Here is a 15,542-nt window from a genome sequence, read left to right as displayed (position 1 = left end):
GTCTCAATCCCAGGTATGGACGGGCTCGTTGCTGTGCATCAGCTGCACATATCGCCGCAGCATCTCGGCCAGCGCCTCGGGCCTGGTCAATCCCCGCGACTGAAGGTCCTGCACGGTCGCGACCTGCCAGGTCGACCCGGTCCGGCCAGTCTTTGCCCGGCCTTCGATCACCCCCAGATAGCGGTCGCACACCTCCCCGGCCACACCCCAGCGGCGCAACCCGTCGTGCGCCATCGGCAGCAGCCTGCGCAGCACCAACTCGTCCGGTGTCACCTCGCCCAGACCGGGCCAGTACAGCCGGGCGTCGAGACCGTGCTGGGCACCCTCGACGAAGTTGTGGTGGGCGGCGGCGAAACTCATCTTGGTCCACAACGGCCGGTCCTCCTCCGACAGCGTCCGCAGCAGGCCGTAGTAGAACGCCGCGTTGGCCAGCATGTCCACGACGCTCGGGCCGGCGGGCAGTACGCGGTTCTCGACGCGCAAGTGAGGGACACCGTCGACCACGTCATAGACCGGACGGTTCCACCGGTAGATGGTCCCGTTGTGCAGCCGCAGCTCGGCCAGTTGCGGCGCCCGGCCCGCCGCGAGTTCGGCCACCGGGTCCTCATCGGACAACTCGGGCAGCAGGGACGGGAAGTACCGCACGTTCTCTTCGAACAGGTCGAAGATCGAGGTGATCCACCGCTCGCCGAACCAGACCCGGGGCCGCACGCCCTGAACCTTGAGCTCATCGGGACGGGTGTCGGTGGACTGGGTGAACAGCTCGATGCGGGTTTCGGCCCACAGTTGATGGCCGAAGAAATACGGCGAGTTGGCGCCCACTGCGAGCTGTGGCCCGGCCAGCACCTGGGCGGCGTTCCAGTTGCGGGCGAAGTCGGCGGGGGACACCTGCAGGTGCAGCTGCATGCTGGTGCACGCGGACTCCGGTGCGATGGACGCCGATTGCAGGCTGAGCCGTTCCGGCCCGGAGATGTCGATGGGCATGTCCTCGCCGCGGGCGGTGAAGATCGAGTCGTTGAGCGCCTGATACCGCGTCGACTCGCTCATCCACGGGCCCGACAGGTGCTCGGGCATCAGCGTCGGCAGGATGCCCACCATCACGATGTGTGCACCGTCCTCGTTGGCCTTGATCTCCGCGGCATTGAGGCTGAGCCGCACCTCGTCCTCCAGATCCAGCGCGGCCCGGCCGGGCAGCGGGCGTGGTGGGACATTGAATTCGATGTTGTAGGCACCCAATTCGGTCTGGTAGGCCGGATCGGCGATGGAGGCGAGCACCTCCTGGTTGGTCATCGCGGGCTGGTATTCGTTGTCGACGAGGTTGCATTCGATCTCCATGCCGGTGAGCGGACGCTCGAACTCGAAACTCGACTGCGACAGCATGGTCTCGAACACGTCCAGGCACAGCTGCACCTTGCGCCGGTACTCCTGCCGATGCGCACGGCTGAACTCGGTGTTCCTGACCTCTTCACCCACACCGCGATGCAACAACGCGAATGGCGGTGCGCGCAGCAGAATGGCCAAATGACGTCAGGGGTGGAGGACGATCAGGGCGGGCTCGAGCAGGTCTCGCACGCGGATCGCATCGCCGCGCTCACCGGGGTGCGTGCGGTGGCTGCGCTGACCGTCATGGGAACCCACGCGGCGTATGGCACCGGCCTGCTCTCGCAGGGATACCTGGGCCTGATGAGCGCACGCCTCGAGATCGGCGTGGCGATCTTCTTCGTGCTCTCGGGGTTGTTGCTGTTCCGTCCCTGGGTGCTGGCCGCCGCCGGAGCGGCCGATGCGCCGAGTACCCGGCGCTATGCGCGAAATCGGTTCCGCCGCATCATGCCCGCCTACGTCGTCACCGTCCTGCTCGTCTACGGCATCTACGAACTCCGGCCCGTGCAACCGAATCCGGGACACACCTGGACCGGCCTGTTGCGCAATCTGACGCTGACCCAGATCTACAGCGACAACTACTTCACTGCCTACCTGCACCAGGGATTGAGCCAGATGTGGAGCCTGGCGGTCGAGGTTGCGTTCTACGCGGTGTTGCCGCTGATTGCCTATCTGTTGCTGGTGGTGTTGTGCCGCAGACATTTTCGTCCGGTGCTGTTGTTGGTCGGGTTGGCCGGCCTGGCCGCGATCAGCCCACTCTGGCTGGTGCTGCTGCACAACACCGGTTGGCTGCCGGTCGGCGGCGGGGCCTGGCTGCCGCACTACCTGGTCTGGTTCGTCGGGGGGATGATGCTGGCGGTACTGGCGACGATGGGCGTGCGTTGTTACGCGATGGCGGCGTTGCCACTGGCGTTGGCCTGTTACCTGGTGGTCTCGACCCCGATCGCTGGTACCACCACGGCGCTCACGCTCGGTCTGGGCGAGGACGTGGCCAAGACGATGTTCTACGCGCTGATCGCGGCACTCGTGGTGGCGCCGCTCGCGCTGGACGGCGACGGACTCTACGCGCGAGTGATGGGCAGCCGGCCGATGGTCGCCCTCGGTGAGATCTCCTACGAGATCTTCCTGCTGCATGTGGTCGCCATGGACCTGGTCATGGAGTTCGTGTTGGGCTGGAACGTCTACACCGGTTCGGCGACCGTGTTGTGGATCGTGACGTTGGTGGTCACGGTGCCCTTCGCGTGGCTGCTACATCGGTTGACCCGGCCGCGCTGATTCGTCGGCGCGCTGCGGCACATGCGGGACGGGCGACTGGGCCGGTCCGGCCCCGGCGCGCCCCGGCGGGGCGACGTACCCTGTGGGCTGAGCCGGCGCCGCGGCCGCGGTGCGACCGTAATCCTGTTGCGGTGAAAGCAGATCGGCGTAATCGCCGTACTGGGGTGCCTGCGGTGTCACTCGCGCGGTGCCCGCGCCGGCAGCCGGCGCCTGGGACTGGCCGTAAGCCTGGCCATAGGCCTGCCCGTAGGCGCTGCGCTGCATCGAATCTGGTTGTGCCACTGCGCTTTGTTGGTAGTACTGCTGCACGGCCTGGTTGTAGTAGTCGAGATAGGCCTCGTACCCGCCGGTGGCAGTGGCAGCCGCGGGCTCCGGTGTCAGCCACAGGACTGCGGCGGCCGCCGCCACCTGCAATCCGTTGAGTATCACGATCGTGGTCAGTACCCAGCCGGAGGAGGTCATGACGCTGGAAAGCGCGTCGAGGAAACCCGCGGCGGCCAGGACGGCGGTGAGCCATGGGCGGCCAGTCTGCTTGGGCAGCAGTCCGATGGCGGCGGTCAGGCCGGCCAGGACGGCGAACCGGACGTGCCAGTCGTTGCCGCCACCGGCGGTCGCCGGTCCGAAGCTCACGCCGTAGCCGGCCAAACCCAGCACCACCACCAGGATGGACAGGTTGCGGTGAAGCGGATTGACCACGATCACTCCTTCACATCAGTCGATGCTGTTCGAGGATGCTCTCAGATAACGCATCTCGTCGTCGGTGGCGACCATCGTGACCACCGCCGAGCCGGCCTGGGTGCTGACCTTGACGGTGTCGTGATCCAGCGAGATCAGATCGAGGACAACGTCGGCCTGATCGGATGGCCGGGTGTTCGGTGGGGCGACGACCATGGCGGTGACCCCGATCCGCACCGACTGCTCTGGTACACCGTCGAACACCTCGACGGTGTAGTTGCGCTCCGAACCGGCCTGGATGGCGCGCCGGTTGAAGTCGGTCACCCACAGCAGGTCATGGCGCCCGACCACCTCGACCATGTCGCGCCAGAAGGCCGGACGCCGGCTGTGGACCAGCACCCGGGCGCCCAGCGCCAGCGAGCGCAGCACCACCTGTTGGGCCAGGTGCAGGGTGCCCACGATCTCCACCCGGCTGATCTGCGGACCGAACAGCGGCAGCGCCACCGCACGGCCCTCCTGGTCTGCGCCGATCACCTGACCGCAGCCCGAGGCAGGCAGCGCCAGCTCACTCAGCGCGTCGGCACGAAGGCCCGACGCCCAGTGCTCGATCTGCCCCGCCCCGGGAACAGCGGGAATCGGCAGGGTGGCGGCCAGCGCCGAGAACTGCTGGCCGTGTAGTGGCGTGAGACCACGCAGCTGGGTGGGGACGCGCACGTCACTGTCGAAGCGGACCAGCCCGCGCACCTGGACCAGGTCCTGTTCGGTGCCGTGATCGGGGGCCTCGCGCAGCGACAGACACACCGTGGTGGAGTAGCTGGGCACGGTCCACAACAACCCGAGGCCGGCCGTGGTCAGCATGTCCGGTTGTACGGCGAAGCTGGACAGGCGAAACTGGCCTTCGCGGCAGTCCTCCCAGGTTTCCTCGACGGTGGCGAGACTGACCCCGTCGCTGAGTTGATTGGTCGCCGCCGCGATGCCACTCGCGGACAGAAACTGGGGCTGCAGACCCGCTTCGGCCAGGCGATTGGCGACGCGGCGGGTCGCGGTGGTGGCGGCACGCAGGATGCCGTCGCGGTCGCCACCACGGCGCCGGACCGCCTCCGCGCATCGTGACGGGTTGAACCGCACGGCAATCCATACGGTGCGCTGCGCGATCGCGGGCAGCGGCCCCAGCACGGAGTCATATACCGCGGCGACATCGGTGTGGCCGGCCGAGCGGGCGCCCTGGCTGATGATGTCGATGGACTCCAGCGTGATGTCGAACTGGCGCAGGCAGTCCAGCAGGGCCTGCACCGGCACCATCTCGCCGGAAACGGTGACCCCCGGCTCCAAAACCGTCAGAGCCCTGGGGTTTTCGTCGATCTTGAGCAGCGACAGCAAAGTCGCGCCATTCCAACGGAATCCGATCTGAAGACCGTCGGGCGTCGGTACGTCGAACGGGTCGGCAGGCAGGGAACCGGGCTCAGTCTTACCGGTGCGCTTACCTGTGCGCCGTCGTCGATTGCGCAGAAACTTCCCGCGTACCGCGAGCGCCCGAGGCGCTGTCATGCCCCTGGCTACCGGGGCGACGAGCAGCAATGCGATCACCAGGCCCGCGACCGCGCCCTGCCAACCGGGCCGGTGCAACCCCAGCGCGACGACGATGCCGGCGACGACGAGTATTTGCAGGGCGATCAGGTCGACCAGGGGGACGACCCGCTGCGGACCGGTATCGCCGGCGGCGGTCAGCTTTGCTGCGAAAGCCAATGGACGCATCGCATTTCAAATAGCCCCTCGGTTGTCATGTCGAGGTGGTGCGGACGTGCTATACCCTACGCATGCCAGCGCAAGTTACCACTCGCGCCCAGGTGAACGGCTACCGTTTCCTGCTCCGCCGGCTCGAGCACGCACTCATCCGGGGCGATTCACGGATGATCCACGACCCGATGCGGGGCCAGACCAGGGCACTGATCGTGGGGGCCGTGATCGCTGTCCTGATCACCGGGGCGGCTGCCGTGATGGCGTTCTTCAAACCCGCACCCGGTCTCGGCGATGCGCAGATCGTGCTGAGCAAATCCAGCGGAGCACCGTACGTACGGATCGGCGACCAGATCCATCCCGTGCTCAATCTGGCATCGGCCCGCCTGATCGTCGGCAAGAACGACAGCCCCAAGCAGGTCGACGACAAGTTTCTCGACGCCGTACCGCGCGGCCCGATGGTCGGCATCGTCGGTGCGCCCACGAGCATCAACCACGGCGACGACATGGCGAGGTCGTCGTGGACCGTCTGCGACAACCTGCTGAGCCCGGCCGTCACGGAGACCACCGGCACCCCCAGCCTGCAGACCACCGTGCTGGCCAACGATCCCGTGCTCGATGACGCAATCCGCCAGGTAGATCCCGCCGAGGCGATCCTCACCGAGACCGGCGGCACCACTTACCTGGTCTACCGCGGCGTGCGATCCCCGATCGACATGTCAGATCCGGTGCTGGTCAACGGGCTTCACCTCCAAGGGGCCGCTACCCGGCCGATGTCGTTGTCGCTGCTCAACACCTTCCCCCTGGTCGATCCGATCACCCCGGTGCAGATCCAGGGCTCGGGGGAGCCAGGCCCGCTCGGGCCCGACCATCCCGTCGGCGCCATCGTCAAGTCCGTCGACTCCCGCGGCGAACAGCTCTACGTCGTGTTGCGCGAAGGTCTGCAGCCGGTTTCGCAGGCCACGGCCGACATCATCCGGTACGGCGCGTCCGGCGAGGTGGCCACCGGTCAGGCCGCCGAGATCGCCCCGGCGACGCTGGCCGAGGTGCCGACCGTGCACCGATTGCCGATCGACCACTACCCGCTGGTGTCCCCACGGATCGTGTCGCCCAATCCCGACCGGGTGGCATGCATGGGCTGGCAGCGGTCCAACACCGACGCGCGGGCCGAGGTGCGGCTGCTGGTCGGGCACCGGCTGCCCACCGCGGAGGGAGCGCAGACGGTTCGGCTGGCCAGTGCCGACGGCACCGGGCCCGCGGTGGACTCGGTGTATCTGACCCCGGGGGCCGGGGAGTACGTGCAGGCCACCGGCAACGACCCGGACAGCCGCTCGACGGGACAGCTGTTTTACGTCTCCGACACCGGAGTGCGTTATCACATCAAGGATTTGCCGACGGCCGAGGCGCTCGGCGTCGGCGGAGTCAAGGTTCCCGACGGCCCCGCCAATGCCCCGCAGTGGGCGCCGTGGCCGGTGGTATCGCTGTTACCGCCAGGACCGGAACTCTCTCAGGAGGCGGCGCTTGTCGCGCACGACGGCATGGCCGCCGACCCGGACAGCACGAAGGTGTCTGCCCGTTAGATCCGCATCTCGCGGAAGAATGCATAGACCCGGATGATCCAGAAGCACAGTGGGAAAAGTGATCCGACAGCGATGTATTCGAGTATCTCGACCTGACGCCGCATCACCGGGGAGAACTCACGCAACGGTGCGGCCAGCCCGCACGCCAGGATCAGCACCATCAGCGCGAGCAGCACGACGACCGCGCGGACCTGCCACCCTTCGACGTTCACCGCGGTCTTGAGGACCACGGCCACGGCGATCGTGAGCCCGCTGCCGATGAGCGTCGCCGACTGCACCAGGTCATGGTGGCCGCGGCCGCGCAGACACAACACTGTCGCCACCATGATGGCGAAAACTGTTCCCTGCCAGTAGAATCCATTGCCAACATCCACCGCCAGATAGCAGCCCAGCACGGCGGCCAGCGCCGCGGCGACCAGAATTCCGGTGAGGTGCTGGTTGGCCCGCCGCACCCGGCTGATCAGATCCTCCTCGGTGGGGATGATCTGCTTGCCGATCGCGTTGACGCCCTCGACGGTGGGGCCGCCCTGGGTCTCGATGTCGTCGAGCGGTTCGCCTGCCGTCGGAACGCGGGGGATCGGCAGTTTCGACAAGCCGATCGTCACCCGCGGGGCGAGGTAGACGACGATAACGGCCACGGTCGCGAGCAAAGCACCCACCGTGCGGATGGGTGGCTGCCACAGCAACATTGCGGCGGAACTGACGCCTCCGAAAACGCACGCCGCGATGATCGCGGTGTACACGGCGGATCCGGTTCCTGAAATCAGGAGCACCAGCAGGGCACCGAACGCGGTGAGGGCGAACGCCATCGGCAGGGAGGTGGCGCCGGAACCGTCGGGCACCACGAACAGCGCGCCCGCGAACACCAGCGGCACCGACACCGCGGTGGTCCAGGCCGGTGCCGCGGTGACCGTCGACCGGTGCGCGACCAGGCAGGCCAGCAGCATCCCCATCACGCCGAGGGCCAGCACCGCCGCCGGCACCGCGGGTCGGCCCGCCCAATGCGGCACCACCGAAGCCAGCGTGACGGCGGCGGCCGCGGTGACACCGAAGCCGGCCAACGTGGACGCGTGGCCGGCGAACCAGCGACGTACGGTCCCCTGCTCGACGTCCTGGGTGTCGTCGACGTCGTCGAACAGCAGTGGACTGACGGGCTGGTTGGCCGCGCAGATCATCAACAGGTCGCCGTCGTGGATCCCTGCCTCGCCGAGTGACAGGTGCGGGGCGATCGGTGCACCGTCCAGTGGGGCCAGCGTCCACTGCCCGTCGGCGGCGTCGAACTCGATGACCGCGTCATTCGCGGAGATCTGTTCATTCGCGATATCGATGACGTCGGGAATGTACTGGGCGATGCTGACGTGTGCAGGCAGCCCGACGTCGATGTTCAGCTCGCCGACTACCAGGGTCAGCCGGCTGAGTTCGGGTTCTGCTTCGGGTTCGAGCTCTGACTCAAGTAGGGTCACAATCCAGTCGGCCTCCTGCGCAATGGGATTGCTCGACACGAACAATACCCAGCATCCGGCTCCGTAGCTTCCGGGGAGGGCAGGTTGAGTACGCAGGGATTCGTCCGCCGACTTCGGGTGGCGCCGCCGAGGATGCCCGGTGGCGAGGTCAGCCTGGCCCCACCGCCCGAGGTTCCACGGGCCATCCCGGGCAACCTGATGATGCGCCTCATGCCGTTCGTGATGCTGGTGGCCGTCATCGGCATGATCGCGCTGATGATCACGGTCGGCGGCCGGGACATGGCCAGAAGCCCGATGTTCCTGCTCTTCCCGATGATGATGATCATGTCGATGGTCGGCATGTTCATGGGCGGCGGGAAGGGAAATGGCAAAGCCGCAGCCGAGCTCAACGAGGAACGCAAGGACTACTTCAGTTATCTGGCGAATCTTCGCGAGGAGGCCGATACCACCGGGGCCGAACAACGTACGGCGCTGGAGTGGAGTCATCCCGATCCGCGTGCGCTGACCGATGTGGTGGGCACCCGGCGGATGTGGGAGCGGCGGCCCAGCGATGCGGATTACTGCCACATCCGGGTCGGTATCGGGACGCACCGGCTCGCGACGCGGTTGATGGCACCCGAGACCGGCCCGCCAGAGGACCTGGAACCGGTGTCGACGGTGGCACTGCGCCGGTTCGTCAAGACCCATTCAGTGGTGCACGCGTTGCCGACCGCGGTGTCGCTCCGGGCGTTTCCCACCATCACCTTCGAAGGGGAGCGCAAGCTCGCGCAGCAGTTGGTGCGCTCGATGGTGTTGGAACTGTGTGCCTTTCACGGGCCCGACCATGTCCAGGTGGCGATCGTCACGGCAAACCCGGACGGTGAGAACTGGAGCTGGGTCAAATGGCTGCCGCACGCGCAGCATGCGTCGACCCGCGACGGCATGGGTTCGATGCGGCTGCTGTTCCCCACGCTGGAGCTGATGGAGACCGCGCTGTCGGCGGAGCTGGCCGAACGCGGCCGGTTCACCCGTAACGCGCAACCCACCCAGGGGCTCAAACAACTCGTGGTGGTGCTCGACGACGGGTTCGTCACCGGCGACGAGCAGTTGGTCACCGATGCCGGGTTGGACAGCGTGACGCTGCTCGACCTCAACGGACTGCGCGCCGGTGCCTCGGCCCGCCGCAGCTTGCAGCTGGTTGTCGAGGGTGATGACGTGGCCGCGCGCACCGCAGTGGGCGTCGAACGGTTCGCCACCCCGGACACGATCACGATCCCCGAAGCCGAGACCACTGCCCGGCGGATCGGGCGCTACCGCCCGGCCAACGCCGCGCACATCGTCAGCCTGGAAGCTGATTCGCGGGCGGTCGACCCCGGCCTGATGTCGCTTCTGAAGATTCCCGACGCCGCCGGGATCGTGCCTGAACAGGTGTGGCGGCAGCGGTCCCCGCGCGAACGGCTGCGGGTGCCGATCGGTATTACCCCGAACGGTCAGCCCATCGAACTCGACATCAAAGAGGCCGCCGAGGGCGGGATGGGCCCGCATGGGCTGTGTATCGGCGCCACCGGATCGGGAAAGTCGGAATTTCTTCGCACCCTGGTGCTTTCGATGATCACGTCGCACTCGCCCGAGCAGCTCAACCTGGTGCTGGTCGACTTCAAGGGCGGGGCGACGTTCCTCGGCCTGGACGGGATCGCCCACATCGCGGCCATCATCACCAACCTCGAAGACGAACTGACCATGGTGGACCGCATGCGCGATGCCCTGGCCGGCGAGATGAACCGCCGCCAGGAACTGCTGCGCTCCGCCGGAAACTTCCCGAACGTCACCGAATACGAGCGCGCTCGGGCGGCGGGTGCCGACCTCGAACCACTGCCCGCACTGTTCATCGTCGTCGACGAGTTCTCCGAGCTGCTGTCCCAGAAGCCGGATTTCGCCGAACTGTTCGTGATGATCGGCCGGCTGGGCCGGTCCCTGCACATGCACCTGTTGCTGGCCTCGCAGCGCCTGGAGGAGGGCAAGCTGCGCGGCCTGGACTCGCACCTGTCCTACCGGATCGGTCTCAAGACGTTCTCGGCCGGTGAATCGCGCAGCGTGCTCGGCGTCCCCGACGCGTATCACCTACCCAGCGTGCCGGGTTCGGCCTTCCTGAAATGCGATGCATCCGAACCTATCCGGTTCAACGCGTGCTACGTCTCGGGCGACTACGTCAAGCCGCGGATATCGGCCCGCACCGGGCGGGTGACCCAGTTGGGTGCGCTGGCACCGAAGCTGTTCACCGCGACGCCGGTCAAGAAGGACGTGCTACCCGCGAGGGTGCCGATGCCGCACGAAGTGCCGGAGACCGAGCCGGAGCGAGCCAGTTCCGGGCCGACGAAAACCACGTTGCTCGACATGGTGGTCAGCCGGTTGCGCGGCCACGGCAGGCCCGCCCACGAGGTGTGGCTGCCGCCGCTCGACGACAGCCCCGCGGTGAACGAGCTGCTGCCGGAATCGGATTGGTCGGCACCGGCGAACGTCAACGGCCGGTTGTGGATGCCGATGGGCGTGGTGGACCGACCCTACGATCAGCGCCGCGACCTGCTCATGGTGGACCTGTCCGGGGCCCAGGGCAATGTCGCCGTGGTCGGCGGGCCGCAGTCAGGCAAGTCCACCGCACTGCGCACACTCATCCTGTCCGCCGCCGCCACCCATACTCCCGAGCAGTTGCAGTTCTACTGCCTGGACTTCGGCGGCGGCACCCTGACCAGCCTGGCCAAGCTGCCGCACGTCGGCGGGGTGGCCGGCCGGATGGATGCCGACGCGATTCGGCGCACCGTCGCCGAGGTGGCCGGGGTGCTGCGGTCCCGCGAGCAACTGTTCCGTGAACTCGGTATCGAATCCATGCGGGATTTCCGTCAGCGCAAGGCCAAAGGCGAGGTGAGTCAGGACAACTTCGGCGACGTGGTGCTGGTCGTCGACGGTTGGGCGTCGATCAAGAGCGACTTCGAGACGCTCGACCCGGTGATCCAATCGCTGGCCATCCAGGGCCTGTCGTACGGCGTGCACCTGGCCATCACGGCGTCACGCTGGATGGAGATCCGGCCCGCGGTCAAGGACATGCTCGGCACCCGCGTCGAGCTCCGTCTGGGCGACCCGATCGACAGCGAGGTGGCGCGGCGCTCCGCTGAGCTGGTGCCGATCGGGCGGCCCGGACGCGGTATCAACTCCGAGCGGCTGCACATCCTGATCGGGTTGCCCCGACTCGACTCCAGTTCGGGGGTGGAGGATCTGCCCGCCGGGGTGTCCGGCGCCGTCGAGGTGGTGCGCGCGCACTACCAGGATCGCGAGGCACCGAAGGTGCGGATGCTGCCGCATGACGTGAACCGCGACGACGTCGTCCGGGTGGCCCGCGATACCGGGCAGCTGAGCAAGGCCCGAATTGCGATCGGTATCAACGAAGAAGAACTGGCCCCCGTCGTGCTGGATTTCGATTCCCAGCCACACCTGGTGGCCTTTGCCGACACCGAATGCGGGAAGACCGGCCTGCTGCGCAACATCGCGGCGGGCGTGATGGAGAACGCCGGCCCGGTGGAGGCCAAGATCATCCTGGTCGACTTCCGCCGCTCGATGCTGGGCGTCGTCCCCGACGAATACCTCGGCGGCTATGCCACGGCCCCGCAGTCCTGCAACGATCTGATGACAGCACTGGCCGGTGCGCTCAAAGAGCGCCTGCCACCCGACGACATCACCCAGCAGCAGCTCAAGGAACGCTCCTGGTGGTCAGGGCCGGATCTGTTCGTGATGATCGACGACTACGACCTGATCCCCGGCGGATCGCTGAGCCATCCGCTCGGGCCGCTGGTGGAGTATTTGCCGCAGGCCCGTGACATCGGTCTGCGCGTCGTGGTCGCCCGGCGCAGCGGTGGTGCCGGCCGGGCGATGATGGATCCGATCATCGGGCGTCTGAAAGACCTGTCCTGCAACGGTTTGGTGATGAGCGGCAGCAGAGACGAGGGCGGACTGTTCGGCGGATACAAGGCCTCCACGATGCCTCCCGGCCGCGGCATGCTGGTTTCCCGGACCACCCGTAGCGGCGTGGTCCAACTGTCCCGGATGCCCGACCTGTGACCGGGGTCGAGGAGCTTCGCGAGGTGCACGTGGTGTCCGCGGCGCCCGAGGCGATCCGGGTGTCCGTGGTGGGCGGCCGCACCCAACTCGATGTCGCGCTACCTGCCGATGTCCCGGTGGCGGCGTTCCTGCCGGAGTTGGCCCGGTTGATCAAGTCCCGCGACGCCGAACGCAACGACGACCTGGCCGACCGCGACGAGCGACGGACGTTCTGGGTGCTCAGCCGTGCCCGCGGGACTGGTGCGCTGGAGCCGGATCGGACCCTGCGCGCTGCTGGTGTGGAAAACGGTGAGCTGCTGCATCTCTCGGCCCGCCAGGCGTTGTCCCCACCCACTCTGTACGACGATGTGGTGGACGCCGCCGCCCGGCTGAACCGAGCCTCATACGCGGCCTGGGGTGCCACCGCGGCGCGGACGATGGCCTTCGCCGGGTTGTGGCTGTGCTCGGCGGTATGGGTGGCGCTCCTGCTGGCGCCCGCGTTGTCGGCGCACCGGTCGGTGGTCCTGGGCGCGGCGGCACTGACGATGGCGGCGTTGGTCTCCGGCGGCGCACTCGTGCGCCGGACGCTGGCCCGGGCCGACATTGCCGCAGCGGTGGGGCCGCCGGTGATCGCCATCGGCACGGCAGCGGGCTGGGTACTGGCCGCGCCGCGCGGGGCGATCGGCCTGGCCTGCGGATGCGCAGTGTTGTTGGGGCTCACCGCGATCTGTTACCGCGTGATCGGTGCGGGCCACTGGTCGTACGTCACGGCGGCGGTCGTGCTGGGCTTCGGGACGGTGGCGTTTGCGGGCCGCGCGTTGGGCGCGCCCGTCGTGGTGGTGGCCACCGTCGCCGCGGTGGTTGCGCTGTTCGGGTGTCTGGCCGTGCCGAGACTGACGGCACGGCTCGACCAGTACCCGGTGGCGTCGGTCGAGACATCGCGCGGGGACGATCCCTTCGCTGCGTCCGCCGCCGCGGTTGAACCCGGCACCCCGATGCCCAGCGCCGAGCAGGTCTGGGCCAGGGTGCATTCGGCGGTGCTGACCCGCTCGGGCCTGTTGACCGGTGCGGCTGCGGTGGCGCTGATCGCCGCGACCGCGCTGATGCGGGTCGAGACAGGTTGGGCGGCATTCGCTTTCGCTCTGATCTGCGCCTCGGTGTTGGCATTGCACGCGCACCGGGCGGCCACCTGGCCCGAGCGTGTTGCGCTTGCGGTGCCCGCCCTGGGGCTCGTGCTGATCATCTGCGTGCAGGCCCAGACCGGGGTGTGGCCGTTGCAGCTCACCGGGGTCGTCGTGCTCGCCGCGCTGGCGGTTGGCGGTGCGGGCTGGGGCGCTGTCCGTGACCGACGACGGCTGCGCTCGGCCGCGGTGTATCTCGAATATCTTGCGGTGGCAGCGGTGATACCGCTGGCACTGTGGCCGCTCGGACTGTACGAACGGCTGGGCCGGTAGTGAGCACCCGACGGTGCGCGGCGGTCGTGACCGTCGTTCTGACGGTGGTGTTGGCCGGCTTCGGGGCACCTACGGCCGGTGCCGTGACACCGCCCGTCGTCGAACCCGGTCCGCCGCCGAGCGGGCCCGTCGCACCGGCACAGCCCACCGAACTGAAGGCGATCTGCGGTATCCCCACCGGCGTGCTGCCGGGCACCGACTTCAGTAAACAGACCAGCGCCGAAGCGATGCTCGAATACCGCAGGGCCTGGCGCTTTTCCCGCGGCGCCGGACAGAAGGTGGCGGTGATCGACACGGGCGTCAACCGTCATCCGCGGCTTCCCGCGCTCGAGCCCGGCGGCGACTATGTGTCGAGCAGCGACGGCCTGGTCGACTGCGATGCACACGGCACCCTGGTCGCCGGGATCATCGCCGCGACGCCCGCCGACAATGACAGTTTCGCCGGGGTCGCCCCGGAGGCCTCGATCCTGTCCATCCGCCAGAACAGCGGCGCCTACAGCGTCGCCGGCACGAGCAGCAGCCAGAACGACGATCCCAATGCCACATCGATCGGCTATGGCAACACGCACACCCTGGCGCTCGCGATCACCCGGGCGGTGGATCTCGGTGCCACGGTGATCAACCTGTCCGAGGTGGCCTGCGCGCCCGTTTCGGCCGGGTTGGACGACCGCGAACTCGGGCGCGCGGTGCGCTTCGCCTACGAACGCAATGTCGTGGTGGTGGCTGCGGCCGGCAATTTCAACAGCCAGAGCATGTGCAACGCGCAGAACAACATGAACGATCCGAACCAGCCGCTGCACAACGGCTGGAACAGCGTCAGCACCATCGCCAGCCCGGCCTGGTTCGCCGACTACGTCCTGACGGTCGGAGCCGTGACCACATCGGCCACCCCGGCTGATTTCAGTCTGCACGGGCCGTGGGTGGCGGTGGCCGCCCCCGGTGAGCGGGTCACCTCGCTGGACCCGGGCGGCCCCGGATTGAGCAACGCCCAGCTCGGCCAGCAGGGGCTCGCTCCGCTGAACGGCACGAGCTTCGCGGCGCCGTTCGTCTCGGGTGTGGTGGCGCTGATCCGGTCGCGGTATCCCGGTCTGACCGCCGGCGAGGTCAAGGATCTCGTCGAACGCACCGCCCGTACCCCCGGGAATGGACCCAATCAGGCCACGGGTTATGGAGTCGTGGACCCAGTCGCGGCACTGACCTACCAGCTCCCACCTGCGGCCGACGGTCGCGATGTCACTGCCTCTTCACCGATCAGCGGGCCACCGCAACCTGACCCGGGTAATGTGCGGGCCCGCAGGATCGTCTTCACCGTCACCGCGGCGTGTCTTGCGTTGATGGTGGCGGCGGTAGCGATGGCTGCTGCCCGGCGACGGACCAGGTGAGTTAGGGGAAAGATGCCGGACGAGAATCGGCCGATCGGCGAGGCCACCTCGCTCGACGACATGGCTCCTGGGGAATTGGACGAGGTGGAGGCCCGGGCTGCCGCGTTGCTGGAACAGATTGCGGCGCAACGATCGGCCCGGCAGATCCATACCGCCACGTCGCCCGCGGACGACGTGACCGATGCTTTTGCGAAGCCGGCTCCGGCTCCGGCTCCGGAGCCTGAACCCGAGCCCGAGCCCGAGCCGCCGGCCGCTGCACCGGTCCGGAGGCTGGCCCCGCCGCCGTGGCAGATGCACAGCTCGATCGGGTCCAGGGAATTCGCCGAACGGTTCGACCTCGACGAGCCGCGCAAGCCGGAGCCCGCCGCGCCTGAGCGTTCGGCGCCTGAACGACCGGAACCGCTGGTGCCGATCCCGCCACTGCCGCCGGAGGCGGCCAGGCCGGTACCGCCCCCGCCCCCGCCGCCGCCTCCGCCCTGTCTCCTATTCACCACCTAAGCTGCCGCAGAAGAGGAGATGGTCAGCCTC

General features: G+C 68.0%; 10 protein-coding genes. 6 read left to right on the top strand and 4 right to left on the bottom strand.

Annotated elements, in window-relative coordinates; all coding sequences use genetic code 11:
• Nucleotides 1-3: 3 nt before the first annotated feature.
• Nucleotides 4-1,473, bottom strand: coding sequence for a glutamate--cysteine ligase (locus tag HBE63_RS23400; protein WP_166906871.1), 1,470 nt, complete (start codon nucleotides 1,471-1,473; stop codon nucleotides 4-6).
• Nucleotides 1,474-1,521: 48 nt separating this feature from the next.
• On the opposite strand from HBE63_RS23400, the gene HBE63_RS23395 reads away from it, so the two are divergent.
• A complete protein-coding gene (locus HBE63_RS23395; protein ID WP_166906870.1) occupies nucleotides 1,522-2,655 on the top strand; it encodes an acyltransferase in 1,134 nt (377 codons plus the stop codon).
• Here the strand turns inward: HBE63_RS23395 and HBE63_RS23390 are convergent.
• Nucleotides 2,629-3,351 (bottom strand): DUF5336 domain-containing protein, encoded by a 723-nt coding sequence (locus HBE63_RS23390; protein ID WP_243858247.1) that lies wholly within the window; start codon nucleotides 3,349-3,351, stop codon nucleotides 2,629-2,631. The two genes, HBE63_RS23395 and HBE63_RS23390, sit on opposite strands and share 27 nt — an antisense overlap.
• A 15-nt stretch (nucleotides 3,352-3,366) precedes the next feature.
• Nucleotides 3,367-5,085, bottom strand: a complete 1,719-nt coding sequence (gene eccE, locus HBE63_RS23385) for a type VII secretion protein EccE (RefSeq protein ID WP_166906868.1) — start codon at nucleotides 5,083-5,085, stop codon at nucleotides 3,367-3,369.
• Nucleotides 5,086-5,147: 62 nt separating this feature from the next.
• On the opposite strand from eccE, the gene eccB reads away from it, so the two are divergent.
• Nucleotides 5,148-6,647: a type VII secretion protein EccB gene (gene eccB / locus HBE63_RS23380; protein ID WP_166906867.1), complete on the top strand. Its 1,500-nt coding sequence runs from the start codon at nucleotides 5,148-5,150 to the stop codon at nucleotides 6,645-6,647.
• Here the strand turns inward: eccB and eccD (HBE63_RS23375) are convergent.
• Nucleotides 6,644-8,149 (bottom strand): type VII secretion integral membrane protein EccD, encoded by a 1,506-nt coding sequence (gene eccD, locus HBE63_RS23375; protein WP_243858245.1) that lies wholly within the window; start codon nucleotides 8,147-8,149, stop codon nucleotides 6,644-6,646. The two genes, eccB and eccD (HBE63_RS23375), sit on opposite strands and share 4 nt — an antisense overlap.
• A 45-nt stretch (nucleotides 8,150-8,194) precedes the next feature.
• On the opposite strand from eccD (HBE63_RS23375), the gene eccCa reads away from it, so the two are divergent.
• From eccCa to HBE63_RS23355, 4 genes are read left to right on the top strand one after another with little or no spacing between them, the layout of a single operon-like run.
• Complete coding sequence (gene eccCa / locus HBE63_RS23370) at nucleotides 8,195-12,199, top strand: type VII secretion protein EccCa (RefSeq protein ID WP_166906865.1); 4,005 nt, start codon at nucleotides 8,195-8,197, stop codon at nucleotides 12,197-12,199.
• The gene (eccD, locus tag HBE63_RS23365; RefSeq protein ID WP_166906864.1) at nucleotides 12,196-13,632 is read left to right on the top strand and encodes a type VII secretion integral membrane protein EccD; all 1,437 of its coding nucleotides are present in this window, start codon (nucleotides 12,196-12,198) and stop codon (nucleotides 13,630-13,632) included. Before eccCa ends, eccD (HBE63_RS23365) begins: the two co-directional genes overlap by 4 nt.
• A complete protein-coding gene (gene mycP / locus HBE63_RS23360) occupies nucleotides 13,632-15,014 on the top strand; it encodes a type VII secretion-associated serine protease mycosin (protein ID WP_166906863.1) in 1,383 nt (460 codons plus the stop codon). Before eccD (HBE63_RS23365) ends, mycP begins: the two co-directional genes overlap by 1 nt.
• A 12-nt stretch (nucleotides 15,015-15,026) precedes the next feature.
• Nucleotides 15,027-15,512, top strand: a complete 486-nt coding sequence (locus tag HBE63_RS23355) for a hypothetical protein (RefSeq protein ID WP_208301193.1) — start codon at nucleotides 15,027-15,029, stop codon at nucleotides 15,510-15,512.
• The last annotated feature ends 30 nt before the right edge of the window (nucleotides 15,513-15,542 follow it).

This window comes from Mycobacterium sp. DL440, from assembly GCF_011745145.1.
Lineage (GTDB): Bacteria > Actinomycetota > Actinomycetes > Mycobacteriales > Mycobacteriaceae > Mycobacterium.
This window is presented reverse-complemented; position numbering and strand designations above follow the sequence as displayed.